Origin of the sequence: Flavobacterium sp., assembly GCF_043722275.1 — a bacterium.
GTDB lineage: Bacteria > Bacteroidota > Bacteroidia > Flavobacteriales > Flavobacteriaceae > Flavobacterium.
Genome location: NZ_JAYSPC010000097.1, coordinates 1 through 13,276 on the forward strand (window position 1 = coordinate 1; position 13,276 = coordinate 13,276).

The 13,276-nt window shown below is 31.3% G+C and carries 14 protein-coding genes; 9 read left to right on the forward strand and 5 right to left on the reverse strand.

The window, feature by feature from the left end:
- The 3 genes from ACHZDT_RS11895 to recQ all read left to right on the forward strand — a co-directional run.
- The coding region (locus ACHZDT_RS11895) for a deoxyhypusine synthase family protein (protein ID WP_394774844.1) at positions 1–801 on the forward strand (801 nt) is incomplete at its 5' end.
- A gap of 7 nt (positions 802–808) precedes the next feature.
- Entirely contained in the window at positions 809–1,216 is a 408-nt protein-coding gene (locus ACHZDT_RS11900; RefSeq protein WP_394774845.1) for a DNA primase, read from the forward strand.
- Positions 1,217–1,360: 144 nt separating this feature from the next.
- Positions 1,361–3,475: a DNA helicase RecQ gene (gene recQ, locus ACHZDT_RS11905; protein ID WP_394774846.1), complete on the forward strand. Its 2,115-nt coding sequence runs from the start codon at positions 1,361–1,363 to the stop codon at positions 3,473–3,475.
- A gap of 182 nt (positions 3,476–3,657) precedes the next feature.
- Here recQ and ACHZDT_RS11910 read toward each other — a convergent pair whose 3' ends face one another.
- From ACHZDT_RS11910 to ACHZDT_RS11925, 4 genes are all read right to left on the reverse strand, one after another.
- Positions 3,658–4,173 carry a DinB family protein gene (locus ACHZDT_RS11910; RefSeq protein WP_394774847.1) on the reverse strand — a complete coding sequence of 172 codons (516 nt, stop codon included), beginning with the start codon at positions 4,171–4,173 and terminating at the stop codon, positions 3,658–3,660.
- A 51-nt stretch (positions 4,174–4,224) separates the two neighbouring features.
- Positions 4,225–6,810 carry a phosphoenolpyruvate carboxylase gene (locus ACHZDT_RS11915; protein ID WP_394774848.1) on the reverse strand — a complete coding sequence of 862 codons (2,586 nt, stop codon included), beginning with the start codon at positions 6,808–6,810 and terminating at the stop codon, positions 4,225–4,227.
- Positions 6,811–6,898: 88 nt separating this feature from the next.
- On the reverse strand, positions 6,899–7,378 hold the full coding sequence (locus ACHZDT_RS11920) for an Lrp/AsnC family transcriptional regulator (RefSeq protein WP_007805990.1): 480 nt from the start codon (positions 7,376–7,378) through the stop codon (positions 6,899–6,901).
- 77 nt (positions 7,379–7,455) lie between these two features.
- Positions 7,456–8,610 carry a M14 metallopeptidase family protein gene (locus ACHZDT_RS11925; RefSeq protein ID WP_394774849.1) on the reverse strand — a complete coding sequence of 385 codons (1,155 nt, stop codon included), beginning with the start codon at positions 8,608–8,610 and terminating at the stop codon, positions 7,456–7,458.
- Between the two features lie 312 nt (positions 8,611–8,922).
- Between ACHZDT_RS11925 and ACHZDT_RS11930 the strand changes: the two genes are divergently transcribed.
- The gene (locus tag ACHZDT_RS11930; RefSeq protein WP_394774850.1) at positions 8,923–9,375 is read left to right on the forward strand and encodes a helix-turn-helix domain-containing protein; all 453 of its coding nucleotides are present in this window, start codon (positions 8,923–8,925) and stop codon (positions 9,373–9,375) included.
- Positions 9,376–9,457: 82 nt separating this feature from the next.
- Here the strand turns inward: ACHZDT_RS11930 and ACHZDT_RS11935 are convergent, their stop codons facing one another.
- The gene (locus tag ACHZDT_RS11935) at positions 9,458–10,009 is read right to left on the reverse strand and encodes a 1-acyl-sn-glycerol-3-phosphate acyltransferase (protein WP_394774851.1); all 552 of its coding nucleotides are present in this window, start codon (positions 10,007–10,009) and stop codon (positions 9,458–9,460) included.
- 64 nt (positions 10,010–10,073) lie between these two features.
- On the opposite strand from ACHZDT_RS11935, the gene ACHZDT_RS11940 reads away from it, so the two are divergent.
- The 5 genes from ACHZDT_RS11940 to ACHZDT_RS11960 are packed head-to-tail and all read left to right on the forward strand — an operon-like array spanning position 10,074 to position 12,970.
- Positions 10,074–10,739, forward strand: a complete 666-nt coding sequence (locus ACHZDT_RS11940; RefSeq protein WP_394774852.1) for a spermidine synthase — start codon at positions 10,074–10,076, stop codon at positions 10,737–10,739.
- A 12-nt stretch (positions 10,740–10,751) separates the two neighbouring features.
- The gene (locus tag ACHZDT_RS11945) at positions 10,752–11,429 is read left to right on the forward strand and encodes a peptidoglycan DD-metalloendopeptidase family protein (RefSeq protein ID WP_394774853.1); all 678 of its coding nucleotides are present in this window, start codon (positions 10,752–10,754) and stop codon (positions 11,427–11,429) included.
- Positions 11,430–11,435: 6 nt separating this feature from the next.
- Positions 11,436–11,909 carry a hypothetical protein gene (locus ACHZDT_RS11950; RefSeq protein ID WP_394774856.1) on the forward strand — a complete coding sequence of 158 codons (474 nt, stop codon included), beginning with the start codon at positions 11,436–11,438 and terminating at the stop codon, positions 11,907–11,909.
- 12 nt (positions 11,910–11,921) lie between these two features.
- On the forward strand, positions 11,922–12,446 hold the full coding sequence (locus tag ACHZDT_RS11955) for a hypothetical protein (protein ID WP_394774854.1): 525 nt from the start codon (positions 11,922–11,924) through the stop codon (positions 12,444–12,446).
- Between the two features lie 53 nt (positions 12,447–12,499).
- Entirely contained in the window at positions 12,500–12,970 is a 471-nt protein-coding gene (locus ACHZDT_RS11960) for a nuclear transport factor 2 family protein (protein WP_394774855.1), read from the forward strand.
- Positions 12,971–13,276: the final 306 nt, after the last annotated feature.

A 13,276-nucleotide genomic window follows, 5' to 3' on the forward strand; every position in this document is an offset into this window, starting at 1 on the left:
GAAATAATCAGACAAGATAAAGTGCAGATTATTTCATGTACCGGAGCCAATCTAGAAGAAGACATCATGAATTTAGTAGCACACTCTCACTACGAAAGAGTGCCTAATTACCGCGATTTGACTCCAGAAGATGAATGGGCTTTGCTTGAAAGAGGATTAAATCGTGTTACAGACACTTGCATTCCGGAGCATGAAGCATTTCGTCGTTTACAAAAACACATTTATAAAATCTGGAAAGATGCTGATGACAAAGGAGAACGTTATTTTCCGCATGAATTCATGTATAAAATGTTGTTATCAGGAGTATTAGAAGAATATTACGAAATAGATTTAAAAGATAGCTGGATGTATGCAGCTGCTGAGAAAAACTTACCTATTATTGTACCGGGATGGGAAGATAGTACGATGGGGAATATCTTCGCTTCATATGTAATCAAAGGAGATTTAAAAGCTTCTACGATGAAATCAGGAATTGAATATATGGTTTTCCTTGCTGATTGGTATCCAAAAAACAGTACAAACGGAATTGGATTTTTCCAAATTGGTGGTGGTATTGCAGGAGATTTTCCAATATGTGTGGTACCAATGTTATATCAGGATATGGAAATGCATGATATTCCGTTTTGGAGTTATTTTTGTCAGATTTCAGATTCAACAACTAGTTACGGATCATATTCCGGAGCAGTTCCAAACGAAAAAATCACTTGGGGTAAATTAGATATTAAAACCCCAAAATTTATTATCGAGTCGGATGCTACAATTGTTGCACCGTTAATTTTTGCTTACTTATTAGATTTATAGGATATTTATGAAAAGAGTTATAGTAGACTACGCTAAACTTACCCACGAAATTTTGAACCTATTGGTTGAGAAATTTCCTGATGGTTATGATGATTCGGATGTAATCCGTTTTAGAAATGCTAAAAACGAATTGATCGAAGCTGTTGAAGTTCGTACTGACGACACTATTTATTTAGTAAAAATTAGTACAAAACTTGCTGACAGAATCGAGAATTACGATGAAGATGATGATATCGACGTTGATGTTGATACAATCGAACCAGTAAAAGGACTTGATCTTGATGATGATATGGATGACGACGATGATGATGATAATCTAGACAAACCAGATGTTGATGGTGGTGATGACGATGATGATGAAGACAAAGATCCGGATGATATCGCAGACGAAGATGATGAAAACGATGAAGATTAATCTAAATCTTTCAAAATAAACTAAAGGAACTCTATTCGGGTTCCTTTTTTTATTAATTACCAAAAGAAATTAATATTTAAATATAAGAAAAATACTATATTTAATAAATTTGATTATATTTAGCTATTTATAAATATCAGCACAATGACTTCAGAAATTCTACACGCCAAATTAAAGGAAAATTTTGGATTTGAAAAATTCAGGCCCAATCAGGAAACAATAATAAATACCATTCTTTCAGGTCAGGATACTTTGGCAATAATGCCCACTGGTGGAGGAAAATCAATTTGTTTTCAGTTACCGGCATTGGTTTTACCGGGAATTACTATTGTTATTTCCCCATTAATTGCCTTGATGAAAGATCAGGTCGACAGTTTAAAAACTAACGGAATTAATGCTTGTTATATTAATAGCAGTCAAACTAGCGAAGAACAGCAATTTTATATTGATAATTTAAAATCAAATAATTTCAAGCTCGTTTATATTGCTCCGGAGAGTTTATCTTATTTAGATGTGGTATTTAATGAGTTAACAGTCAGCTTAATTGCAATTGATGAAGCCCATTGTATTTCTTCGTGGGGACATGATTTTCGTCCGGCATATACTAATTTAGGATATTTAAAAAGCCGCTTCCCTTCTACTCCCGTCTTAGCCCTGACTGCAACGGCGGATAAAGCAACACGAACTGATATAACAAAACAGCTAAAATTAACAAACCCGAAAACTTTTGTAGCTTCTTTTGATCGAAAGAATCTAAGTCTCGAAGTTCGTCCGGCATTAGATCGTGTCAAACAAATTATTGATTTTGTAGACAATAAACCCAATGAATCAGGAATAATTTACTGCTTAAGCAGAAAAACAACCGAAGAATTGGCGCTTAAATTGCAAAAAAATGGAGTTAAAGCAAAAGCTTATCACGCAGGTTTAGAAAATAAACTTCGTGCTAAAACCCAGGACGAATTTATAAACGATGATTGCCAGGTAGTTTGTGCTACAATCGCATTCGGGATGGGAATTGATAAATCGAATGTGCGTTGGGTTATTCATTATAATTTACCAAAAAATATTGAAGGTTATTATCAGGAAATTGGTCGTGCAGGTCGTGACGGATTACCCGCAGAAACTGTTTTATTTGAAAGTTATGCCGATGTGATTCAGCTTCAGAAATTTGCTTCGGAAGGTTTGAATTCAGATGTTCAATTAGCAAAACTGGAAAGAATGAAACAATATGCCGATGCTTTGAGCTGCAGACGAAAAATTCTGCTCTCCTACTTTGGTGAATTGGTAAAAGAGAATTGCGGAAACTGCGATATTTGCAAAAATCCTCCAACATTTTTCGATGGTACGATTCTCGCGCAAAAAGCATTGTCGGCAATTAGTCGTTTACAGGAATCTGAGCCTTTAGCTGTGATTGTAGATTTTTTAAGAGGCTCGAAAAACGCATATATCCATGAAAAAAATTATCAAAGTTTAAAAACGTACGGAATTGGCGCTGACATTTCATGGTATGATTGGAATCAATACTTAATTCAGTTAATAAATTTGGGATATTGTGAAATTGCTTTTCATCAGCACAATAAAATTTTACTGACTTCATTTGCAAGGAAAGTTTTATTTGAAGGAGAAAAAGTAAAATTAAATACAGTTGTTAAAAAGGTAATTGACAAAAACGAAATCAAGGAAACAAAAACCAGAACGGCAAAAAATTCTCTTTTTGAAATACTGCATAAATTAAGATCTGAAATTGCAAAAGATGAAGAAGTTCCTGCTTATGTAATTTTTAGTGATGCTGCTTTAAGGCAAATGGAAACTTTGCGCCCAATGAGCGATGAGGAATTCCTTGCGATTGATGGTGTCGGAAAAGCAAAACTTGAAAAGTACGGCTCAGAATTTATCGATGCTATTATTTATTATGAAAAAGTAAAAAAAGAAAATGCTAAGTCAAAACCTAAAAAAGAAGGCAACACTTATAAAACAACTTTAGAATTATTTCAAAGTGGTATTTCTGTAGAAGATATTGCCGGACAACGAAATTTAGGTCATACTACTATTATTTCGCATTTAGCCAAATTATATGTTGACGGAAATGATATTGATTTAAGCCAATTTGTTACTGATGAAGAGGTTAAAACTCTACATAAAGCACAAGTGGAACTTGAATATCCTACCGCCTTAAAACCATATTATGATCATTTTGAAGAAAAATTATCTTATGATAAAATCAGGTTAGGCCTTGCTATTGTTGAGAGAAATAAGTAATTAAAAATTATTTTAAATTTATTTTGTCATTTCGACCGAAGGGAGAAATCACATTATCAAAATCTTGCCAGGAATTGCTTGGTCCTTTCCACATTTTACGAACGTATGAAATGACAAGCTAGTGAAATCAAAAAATCCTGTGAATTAATTTCACAGGATTTTTTTATAATAAAAAGAGAAGATTACAAATACCTTTCTTCAAAAACTTTTTGATGATGTTTTTGGTGACCAATTATCACAAAACCCAAAGCACCGGCAGAAATTTGATGTGTTGAAGCAGTTCCTGTTCTTTTAAGTTGTTCACTGGATAAACTTTTATAAAACAATAAAGTTGAATGCCTTACCGCAGAAAGTTCAGTTAATAAATCCTGAATTCCTCTTTTATTGGCATCCGTATTGTCTACGTAATCATTTTCTTCAAATCCAGCTAATGCTGTTTTGTCATTTCGTGCAAAACGCAAGGCGCGATAAGCAAAAATACGTTCACAATCAATCAAATGCTGAATAATATCTTTAATAGTCCATTTTCCTTCCGCGTAACGGTAATCAAATTTATCTAATGGAATATTTTGTACAAACCTGATAAAATCATGAAGAGAAATTTCTAACTCTTCGATTAAATTTACTTCTCCGGCTTCACGAACATAGTTAGCAAAAGGACCGGAACATTCTGTTTCTAATAATTGACTTGAATTCATTTTTATGATTTTTTACAATTTTTATAATATTCTGTAATTTTTAAAACTAATTTAGGCAGAGTTTCTACTCGCGTTCGTATTTCCGAAAAGTGATCTTGTAACAATTTTTTCATATACTTTTACCAACTCTTCATCAACATCATTTTCTTTATTCAATTCATTAATTCTCAACAAAGCATATTGTTGTATTGTTAACAACGGCAACACAATACGCTCTCTTACCTGAATTGATGCTATACCATCAGGATAATTTTCCATCAGCGTTTTATGCCCAGCAATTTTTAATAATAAACGCTTTGTTTCCTGAAATTCATCGAAAATAATTTGCCAGAATTCACCAAATTCAGCATCATTTCTCATATATGCCGTTAGTGGTAAAAATGATTTTGCCAATGACATCATACTGTTTTCAAGCAGCGTTTTAAAGAATAATGAATTGTGATACAAATCATGAATTTTATCCCATTGATTGGTTTTTTCAAAATGTTTCAATGCAGTTCCAACTCCAAAGAATCCTGGTACATTTTGTTTCAATTGACTCCACGATCCTACGAAAGGAATCGCTCTTAAATCAGCAAAATCCAATGATTCAGATTTACTTCTTTTAGACGGACGGCTTCCTATATTAGTTTTAGAGTAATATTTTAACGTACTCATTTTTTCCAGATACGGAATGAATTTTGGATGATTTTTGAAACTTAAATATTTCTCATAACCTAAATCAGCTAATTGCGTCAAAATCTGAGTTTCATCAGCACTTAATTCATTTTTTTCCTTACTAAATACCTGATTTGTTACACCGGCGGTTAATAAATTCTCAATATTATAGCGACAAGAATCTAAAGTTCCAAAATTAGAACTAATAGTTTGACCTTGTACAGTAATCTGAATTTCGTTATTTTCAATTTTTGGTCCTAAAGAAGCATAGAATTTATGTGTTTTTCCTCCACCACGTGCCGGAGGTCCACCGCGACCATCAAAGAAAATGACTTTAATTCCGTATTTTCTTGAAATCTCAGTAAGAGCAATTTTTGCCTGATAAATACTCCAATTAGCCATTAAATATCCACCATCTTTAGTTCCATCAGAGAAACCTAACATGATAGTTTGTTTATTTCCTCTTTCTTTTAAATGTTTTGAATATTCAGGATTAGTATACAATTGCTCCATAATATGATGCGCATTTTGTAAATCATCAACGGATTCAAAAAGCGGAATTACATCAACACTAGGGTTTTCCCAATTATTCAAACGAATCATTGCAAAAGTTTCCATAACATTCAGCGCGCTTTCATTATTACTTATAATGTAACGATTTGCACCAAATTCACCGTTCGCTTTTTGGATAGTTTTAATAGCCTGAACAGATTCTAATGTTGATTTTGTGATTTCATCCTCAAAGTCCGCAGGATTTAAATCTCCTTTTACTTTAGATAAAACAATTAATTTTTCATCTTCAGACAATTCAAAATAATTTTTAGGAAATATTTCAGAACCTGAATTCAAATAATGATTCACAACATCTTTAAATACAACATTATGAATCTTACTGTTTTGACGAATATCCAAGGTGGCAAAATGGAAACCAAAAAGATTAATTTTTACCAAAAATGCTTCCAGTTCATCTAAATAAAGAGACTGATGTTTTTCGATAATAATATCTCGAATAAGGTTTAATTGTGATAATAATTCTTCTAAAGTGATATAAATTTCACCTTTAGAATAAAAAACAGAACGATAAAGTTTATGTTCAAGTTCAGACACTAAAGTATCTACACCTGAGAAAGTTAACTTACGTTTTAAGTTTCGCATTTCGACATAATAACATTTCAAAATTGAAGTACGCAAACGCTCTGCAACTTTTAAAGTTATTTCTGTAGTTACAAAAGGATTTCCATCACGATCTCCTCCCGGCCAAAAACCAAGTTTTATTAATTTATTCTGAATGGCTTTTCCCTGTAGAATATTTTTTTGCAAGTAATGAACTATTTCTCCGGATGTAGCATAGAAAACATTCTCTAAATACCAAATCAAAGAAACCGCTTCATCATAAGGATTTGGCTTTTCAATTTGTATAAAAGGAGTTTTTCCTAATTGAGCAAGCAATTCCTTAATTGTCAATAAATCATTTGAACGAATTGCATCAGTCAAATCATTTATAATCCCTAAAACCGGTCCGGGATAAAATTGAGTTGGATGCGCTGTTAAAACAGTTCTTACATTAAAATTTTCGAGGAATTCAATTAATTCGCCGTCTTTTTCCTTCGCATCTGATTTTTCTTTAATATCACGCAAAGATCCACGACCTTCCATGTTATTAACTTCCGGAAAAGCAGCGTCTTCAATGGCATCAAATAATACAATTTGACGTTCTGTATACTGAATAAATCGAAACATTAAATCGATTTTTTCTGATTCAGAAGGGTTGTTTAAATATCTATCAGAAAAGAAATTAAAAATTTCTTTAGGTGTTTCATTTTTTTTAAATCCTGTTTCGCAAGTTTCTGTAAATAAAGGAAGTAACGCTCCCGTATTATCTATAGAATCAAAAGGTAAAGTTATAAATACACTATTATAAATGTGATATTTTGAGAGAACATCTTGATTAAAACGTTCTATTTTAGGCAACGTATACATAATCTATTGTAGTTGGTGGTTAATTAGTCATAAAAAAACCCCAAGAATAAACTTGAGGTTATATTTTAATATAGCATTCAAGAAAATATTACATATTTTTAAATATAGTATGCATCAAACGCTTCTTATCGTTTATACTTTCTTCTAATGAAATCATTGTTTCTGTTCTGTAAACACCTTCGATATCGTCAATCATGAAGATAACTTCTTTTGCGTGTTTAGTATCTTTTGCTCTGATTTTGCAAAAAATATTGAATTTCCCTGTCGTTACAGAAGCTACTGTTACGAATGGAATTTGATTGATTCGCTCTAATACAAATTTAGTTTGAGACGTATTATTAAGGAATACACCAACATAAGCAATAAATGAATATCCTAGTTTATCGTAATCTAAGGCTAGTGACGATCCCATTATTATCCCGGCGTCTTCCATTTTTTTTACTCTAACATGCACTGTACCAGCAGATATCAATAGTTTTTTTGCAATGTCAGTAAACGGAACTCTCGTATTGTCTATTAACATATCTAAAATCTGGTGATCTACTTCATCTAAACGAAATTTACTCATAATTCTTTAATTAATATTACTAATTGCTATAACAAAGTATAAAAATATATATAAAAAACAACAAATTCACATAAAAATTAACTTTTTATCAATCCGTTAACAAATTTAACATTTTTATTTAAATAAAAATTTGCTTTTTGATTCAATTTCGGAAAACCATTGTAGTCATCGGAATAAATAGCTTGTTTACCATCATATTCATAATGTCCAAAATAATTTTCCAATTCGCCCACTTCAACAATATAAGCGTTAAAATGAATCTTATTTTCAATCAATTCTTCTTTGTATTGTGCGACAAAATTCGTAATAATTTCGATACCATCATAATTTATTTTGATATTTTTATACATAAAATCATAAAAAACGACTTTATTTTGTGAAATATTCAAATAATCATTAATTCGATTATCAACTAAATCGTTTTCGCTGATTATTTCAAAACTCGAAATAAGTGAGAAAAATAGGAACTTTCGGGTAATTTCGCGATCATAATCATTTGCAAAATGCCCAGCTTCAAATAAAATTGTAGGCACGCCTAAGAATTGAAAAGTATCTCCTATACAGTTTATATTAAAGGAATCATCAAAACGACCAACTTGTCCCGGAATGTATTGCTGTAAAACATCATTAATACCAGCAATCACATTTATTGCTTTTAAGCGGTTATCATTTACTTCTCTTTCCTCATTATAGGAAGGCGCTAAAAAAGATACCGTTGCAGGTTTTCCTGTTGCTCCGGCACCAAAAATAGTACGCTGATCATGAAGATTAAAACAATAATGAGGTTTAAATGCTTCAAAAGCTTCTCTTAATACCTTACTTTCCGGCTGAGTTAAGTTTTGCGAGTCTCGGTTTAAGTCTACTTTATTCGCATTTTCACGTGTATAAAGTCGCGCGCCATCAGGATTTAAAATTGGAATACTATAAAAGGTAAACGTTTTAAGCATTTTCTCAGCAAACTCAGATCCGCTGTTTAATACATTAATAAAGTCAAACAATGCTTTTGTTGTTGTGCTTTCATTTCCATGCATTTGTGACCATAAATAAATACGAGTTTCTCCAGTTCCAATTTGGTAACTATATATAGGTTCGTCCAAAACAGATCTGCCTATTATTTGTATTTGCTTGTTTGTGTTAAGCTTATCTAATAAAGGTTGAATATGATCTAAAGTCAGGTAACGACCTTCAATGCTTTGTTCTTTGTATTGGTTGAATAATTCTTCTAAATTCATTGCGTTTTGATTTGTTTACAAAAGTAAACATCTTTATTTTTACAATTGTAAACAATTAAAAAATGAGATAATTTAGAATTGTAAACAGGATTTTCTGCTATTATTGTTTATTTGACGCATTATTGATTAACATTTGTTATTACTCTAATTATAGATATATTAGTTATTGTATTTCAATTACTTAACTAACATTACTTAAAGTATTTTAGATAGTTATATTAGCTTAAAATGCCTATAAGCAACTGTAAAATTGCTTTATTCACTTCTTTTAATTACATTTGTAAACAATGATTTTAAAAACAATAATTTACAATGGTAAACATCGATGATTTTGTAAAACGTCTTGAAATAATACTTGATTATTATGCTTTAAATGCTTCTACTTTTGCAGATAGAATTGGAGTACAGCGTTCAAGTATGTCTCATCTCCTATCGGGCAGAAACAAACCAAGCTTGGATTTTGTGATGAAAATTTTAGAAGTTTTTCCGGATGTAGATTTATACTGGATTCTAAACGGAAAAGGAAGTTTCCCTAAAAGTAACGAAGATGTTTCTGAAAATATAAAAACTCCTGCTCCTATTTATGTAAATGAAAATTTTGCCGGACCGGATTTATTTTCTGAAATTAATTATATGAAGACTGAAAAAGTACAAACAAGTGCTTCTCCAGAAATTAAAAATCAAAATTTAAGTTCCGCAGAAGGGGAAATTGAGAAAATTGTTATTTTTTATAAAAACGGAACTTTTAAGGCCTATCATCCGTAAATTGAAAAAATCGCATATTTGAAAAAAATTAAAAATAATTTTCATTTAAGCGATTCTCCCATAACAATAAAAATATCGAAAATTAAAGTTGAAATCCATTTTGAGGAATTTTGCCAATAACACTTTCGTAATGTTTTTTCAAAATCTGTAAATCCTCTTCGTAATTTCCTTTTGGGAAAAATGCTTTTCCAAAATTGACTTCTTTTTTGCCCCAATCAAAAGCAACAGGAACAATTGGTACATTTGCTTTAAGCGCTATATAATAAAATCCACTTCTTATTTCATTAACCTCTTTTCGGGTTCCTTCCGGAGCAACAGCCAGGCGAAAAACTTCTTTTCGGTCAAAAATAGCTGCAATTGAATCTACTTTATTTAATCCACCTGAGCGATCTAATGGTTCTCCGCCTACACTTCTGAAATAATAGCCTAACGGAAATTTAAATAATTCCTTCTTTCCCACCCAGTTCATCTCTAATCCGGAGATTCCACGAGTAAATATTCCTAAATAAAAATCATGATTACTTGTATGGGGCATCACCATCATCACACATTTTTTCACTTCCGCATTTTCAATTCCTACTATTTTCCAGCCCATTAGCTTAAAAAAGATGAATTTGTACAATCCTTTTTTCATTAAAGTTTATTTTTTCATGCAAAATAAAAGATTTAAATGGTATTTTTGAGTAAAAGCATTTAAAATGATTCAAAAATTATTTAGTTATATAATTCCTATAAAAATATTTAAAAAAAAATCAGAAAGAAGCAAAATCATTGAAGTTACATGGGCAAACGGAGAATTGGTTTTGGATTCTGAAAACACAAATTATTCATACGGAAGTTTACAACGCATATTAAGATACGGTTTAAGAACTATTGGTTATCCAACTATTCTGAAAATGGATCACATTTTATTATTAGGAGTTGCCGGCGGAAGCGTTATTAAAACTTTGGTTGACGAAATTGAATATAAAGGTAAAATTACGGGTGTCGAAATTGATTCAGATATAATTCAGATCGCAAATCAATATTTTGGCCTAGATAAAATAAAACAACTGGAAATTATTATTGATGATGCATTTGAATTTGTTTTAAAAACAAAAAACAAGTATGATCTCATTATAATTGATATTTTTGAAGATATCAAAATGCCGAATTTTTTGTTTGAAAGTTTTTTTAGCGAGCGTATTTGTTTTCTTTTAAAAAATAATGGATTTGTTTTATTCAACACCATGATTTTAGATGAAGCACATAATGTTCGAAACAGAAAATATATTGCCGAAATAAACGCTGAATTATTTACTTCAAAAATGCTGCCCCGCGTAGAAGTTCATAATGAATTAATAATTATTGAAAAAGTCGCCTAAATTTTACATTTTATGAAACCTCTTGTCTCCATTTTAAAAGCCTTGCCATCTACAAAGATTATTGATTCCAGTATTCATTTTTCAAAATACATTCCGCTGGATTTATCTGTAACCAATCAGGAATTGATGGAAAGTAAACCTGAAAATCCTCAAGAATTTGAGAGTTTTATTTCAAATTATTTAGAAAAAAACAATGCACAAGTTGCATTTGGAGGATATATTGAAGGACGGACTTTATATCAACGGAGTACGATTTTTAAAAATGATTCAATACCGGAACGCAATATTCATATTGGCCTGGATTTATGGACAAAAGTTGACACAGCGGTTTTGGCGCCATTAAAAGGAACAGTTCATAGTTTTAAAAACAACATTGGTTTAGGAGATTATGGACCAACAATAATTTTAGAACACATTGTTGAAAATGAAAAATTTTATACTTTATATGGACATTTATCGTTAGAAAGTATAGAAAACCTTAGTGTTGGGACAGTTTTTAATAAAGGAGAAAAAATTGGATCATTAGGAAATTCAGATGTTAACGGAGATTATGCGCCTCATGTACATTTTCAGATTATAAAAAATATTGAAGATTATTTTGGCGATTATCCCGGAGTTTGCAATACAAGTGATTTGAATTTTTATATAGAAAACTGCCCTGACCCGAACTTATTATTAAAAATTACTTAAATGATTATGAAGAAAGCAGGATTGATTATATGTTTGTTGTTGTTAATAGGATGTAAATCAAAAAATATCAGTAGAGATACTGAAGATTTAAAAATCAAGAAAATTTCTGGTGCAGAAATTAATGCCAATCAGCAGCAAAAAGCTTACGAGCTGGGAAAACGAGTTTTAGAAACTTGTAATACATCAAAGTTTAAACCTTTTAATGAAACCGAAGTTACATCATCAGTCAGAGAAAATACGACTGAGGAGCGTTTGACAAAAACATGTCAGCGATTTAGACAATATTACGGCAATTTCATAGATTTAAAATTAGACGGCGTTTATAAAACAAAACAAGAAGTCGTTTACCGCTATCACGCCTTATACACAAAAAAAGTAGCCAATAAAGAATTGCGCGTTTTTGTGAATGAAGATAATTTGATTTCTGCCATTAAATCAATGGATTGGGATGAAAAATTTGATTCTAAACTAACAGAATAATAAAGCAAAACAATGAATTTAAAATTATCTCTTTTTATCCTACTGTTAATTTCAACTTTTGCAAATGCTCAGGAAACAATGAGTATAAAAGGCTCCAAGCCTTTTCCTGCGACACAAGCATATACTTTTATTTGCGAAAAGTATGTTTACACAGGTGAAGCAAATGTTCAGATCGCAAAAACAGATAAAGGAGGAGTTTTAAAATTAAGCATTGGCACGACCAGTAATAAAACAAGAATTTCAGGAGGTCTTTATGTTGATTTAGCAAATGGAGATGTGATTCCGTGTGTTGACAGAAACAGTAATGAAACTATCGAAGGCAAAACATCATCTTACTATTACTTTACTCCTGCTGAAATGGTTAAGCTGAAAAAAAATGACATCAAAGGCATTAGATTCATCGTTACAGGAAATTCTAATGCTTTTGGTGATCAAACAGGATATTTTACAGCCTCAAATAAAATGACATATTTTTCTACGGCCTTTGATAAATCTAAAAAATCATTTGATACTGCCGCCGCAATTAGTGCTTTATAAATAAATTATTTGTCTTAATAAATCCTATATTTATACTCTAATTACAACATCATATGAATTCTAACGAAGCCTTAATTACAAAATTCTATACTGCTTTTTCAAATGCCGACGCTAAAACAATGAGCGAATGTTATCATCCTAAAGTTCATTTTATTGATCCTGCATTTGGCTTACTTAAAGAAGATCAGGTTTCTAAAATGTGGGAAATGCTGATTTTTAGAAGCAAAGGCAATCTTAAAATCGAATTTTCAGATATAAAAGCAGATGATTCTACAGGTTCTGCAAGATGGGTTGCGACCTATAAATTTACTAAAACCAATAGAAACGTAATTAATAGAATCTCAGCAGAATTTGCTTTTCAGGACGGACTTATTATCAAACATACAGATAGTTTTGATGTCTGGAAATGGTCAAAACAAGCCTTTGGTCCTGCTGGATATTTACTGGGATGGACAGGATTTTTTCAAAATAAAATCCAGGAACAAGCCTTATTGTCACTCAAAAAGTTTCAGGAATCCAAATAATTTCATAATTTAGAATTTCAAAATAAATTCTCCTACTAAGTTTCAGATTTAGGTGGAGTTCGTCTAATTATGTAGAAATTTTTGGAGCAAAAAACATATAAGCTTAAAGACCTTTTGTCCCGCTTTCGCCTTTATCTTTGTTCGTTCCTCTCAAAGGATATCAGCTCTATCGGGGCTAGATGAGAAATTTCAAATCATAAGCAACAACAAACCCGACAGGTTTCAAAAACATAAGTGTTCGGAAGAGTTAAATTGATTTACATATATTAGTATTAAAGTCTAATTGTATGGAAAAGAAAGTCACAG

Coding starts and splice junctions, on each gene's coding strand:
- ACHZDT_RS11960 (WP_394774855.1), top strand. CDS start 12,500: ATGAATTCTAACGAAGCCTTAATTACAAAATTCTATACTGCTTTTTCA.
- ACHZDT_RS11925 (WP_394774849.1), bottom strand. CDS start 8,610: ATGAATTTAGAAGAATTATTCAACCAATACAAAGAACAAAGCATTGAA.
- ACHZDT_RS11920 (WP_007805990.1), bottom strand. CDS start 7,378: ATGAGTAAATTTCGTTTAGATGAAGTAGATCACCAGATTTTAGATATG.
- ACHZDT_RS11900 (WP_394774845.1), top strand. CDS start 809: ATGAAAAGAGTTATAGTAGACTACGCTAAACTTACCCACGAAATTTTG.
- recQ (WP_394774846.1), top strand. CDS start 1,361: ATGACTTCAGAAATTCTACACGCCAAATTAAAGGAAAATTTTGGATTT.
- ACHZDT_RS11930 (WP_394774850.1), top strand. CDS start 8,923: ATGGTAAACATCGATGATTTTGTAAAACGTCTTGAAATAATACTTGAT.
- ACHZDT_RS11950 (WP_394774856.1), top strand. CDS start 11,436: ATGAAGAAAGCAGGATTGATTATATGTTTGTTGTTGTTAATAGGATGT.
- ACHZDT_RS11940 (WP_394774852.1), top strand. CDS start 10,074: ATGATTCAAAAATTATTTAGTTATATAATTCCTATAAAAATATTTAAA.
- ACHZDT_RS11955 (WP_394774854.1), top strand. CDS start 11,922: ATGAATTTAAAATTATCTCTTTTTATCCTACTGTTAATTTCAACTTTT.
- ACHZDT_RS11935 (WP_394774851.1), bottom strand. CDS start 10,009: ATGAAAAAAGGATTGTACAAATTCATCTTTTTTAAGCTAATGGGCTGG.
- ACHZDT_RS11915 (WP_394774848.1), bottom strand. CDS start 6,810: ATGTATACGTTGCCTAAAATAGAACGTTTTAATCAAGATGTTCTCTCA.
- ACHZDT_RS11945 (WP_394774853.1), top strand. CDS start 10,752: ATGAAACCTCTTGTCTCCATTTTAAAAGCCTTGCCATCTACAAAGATT.
- ACHZDT_RS11910 (WP_394774847.1), bottom strand. CDS start 4,173: ATGAATTCAAGTCAATTATTAGAAACAGAATGTTCCGGTCCTTTTGCT.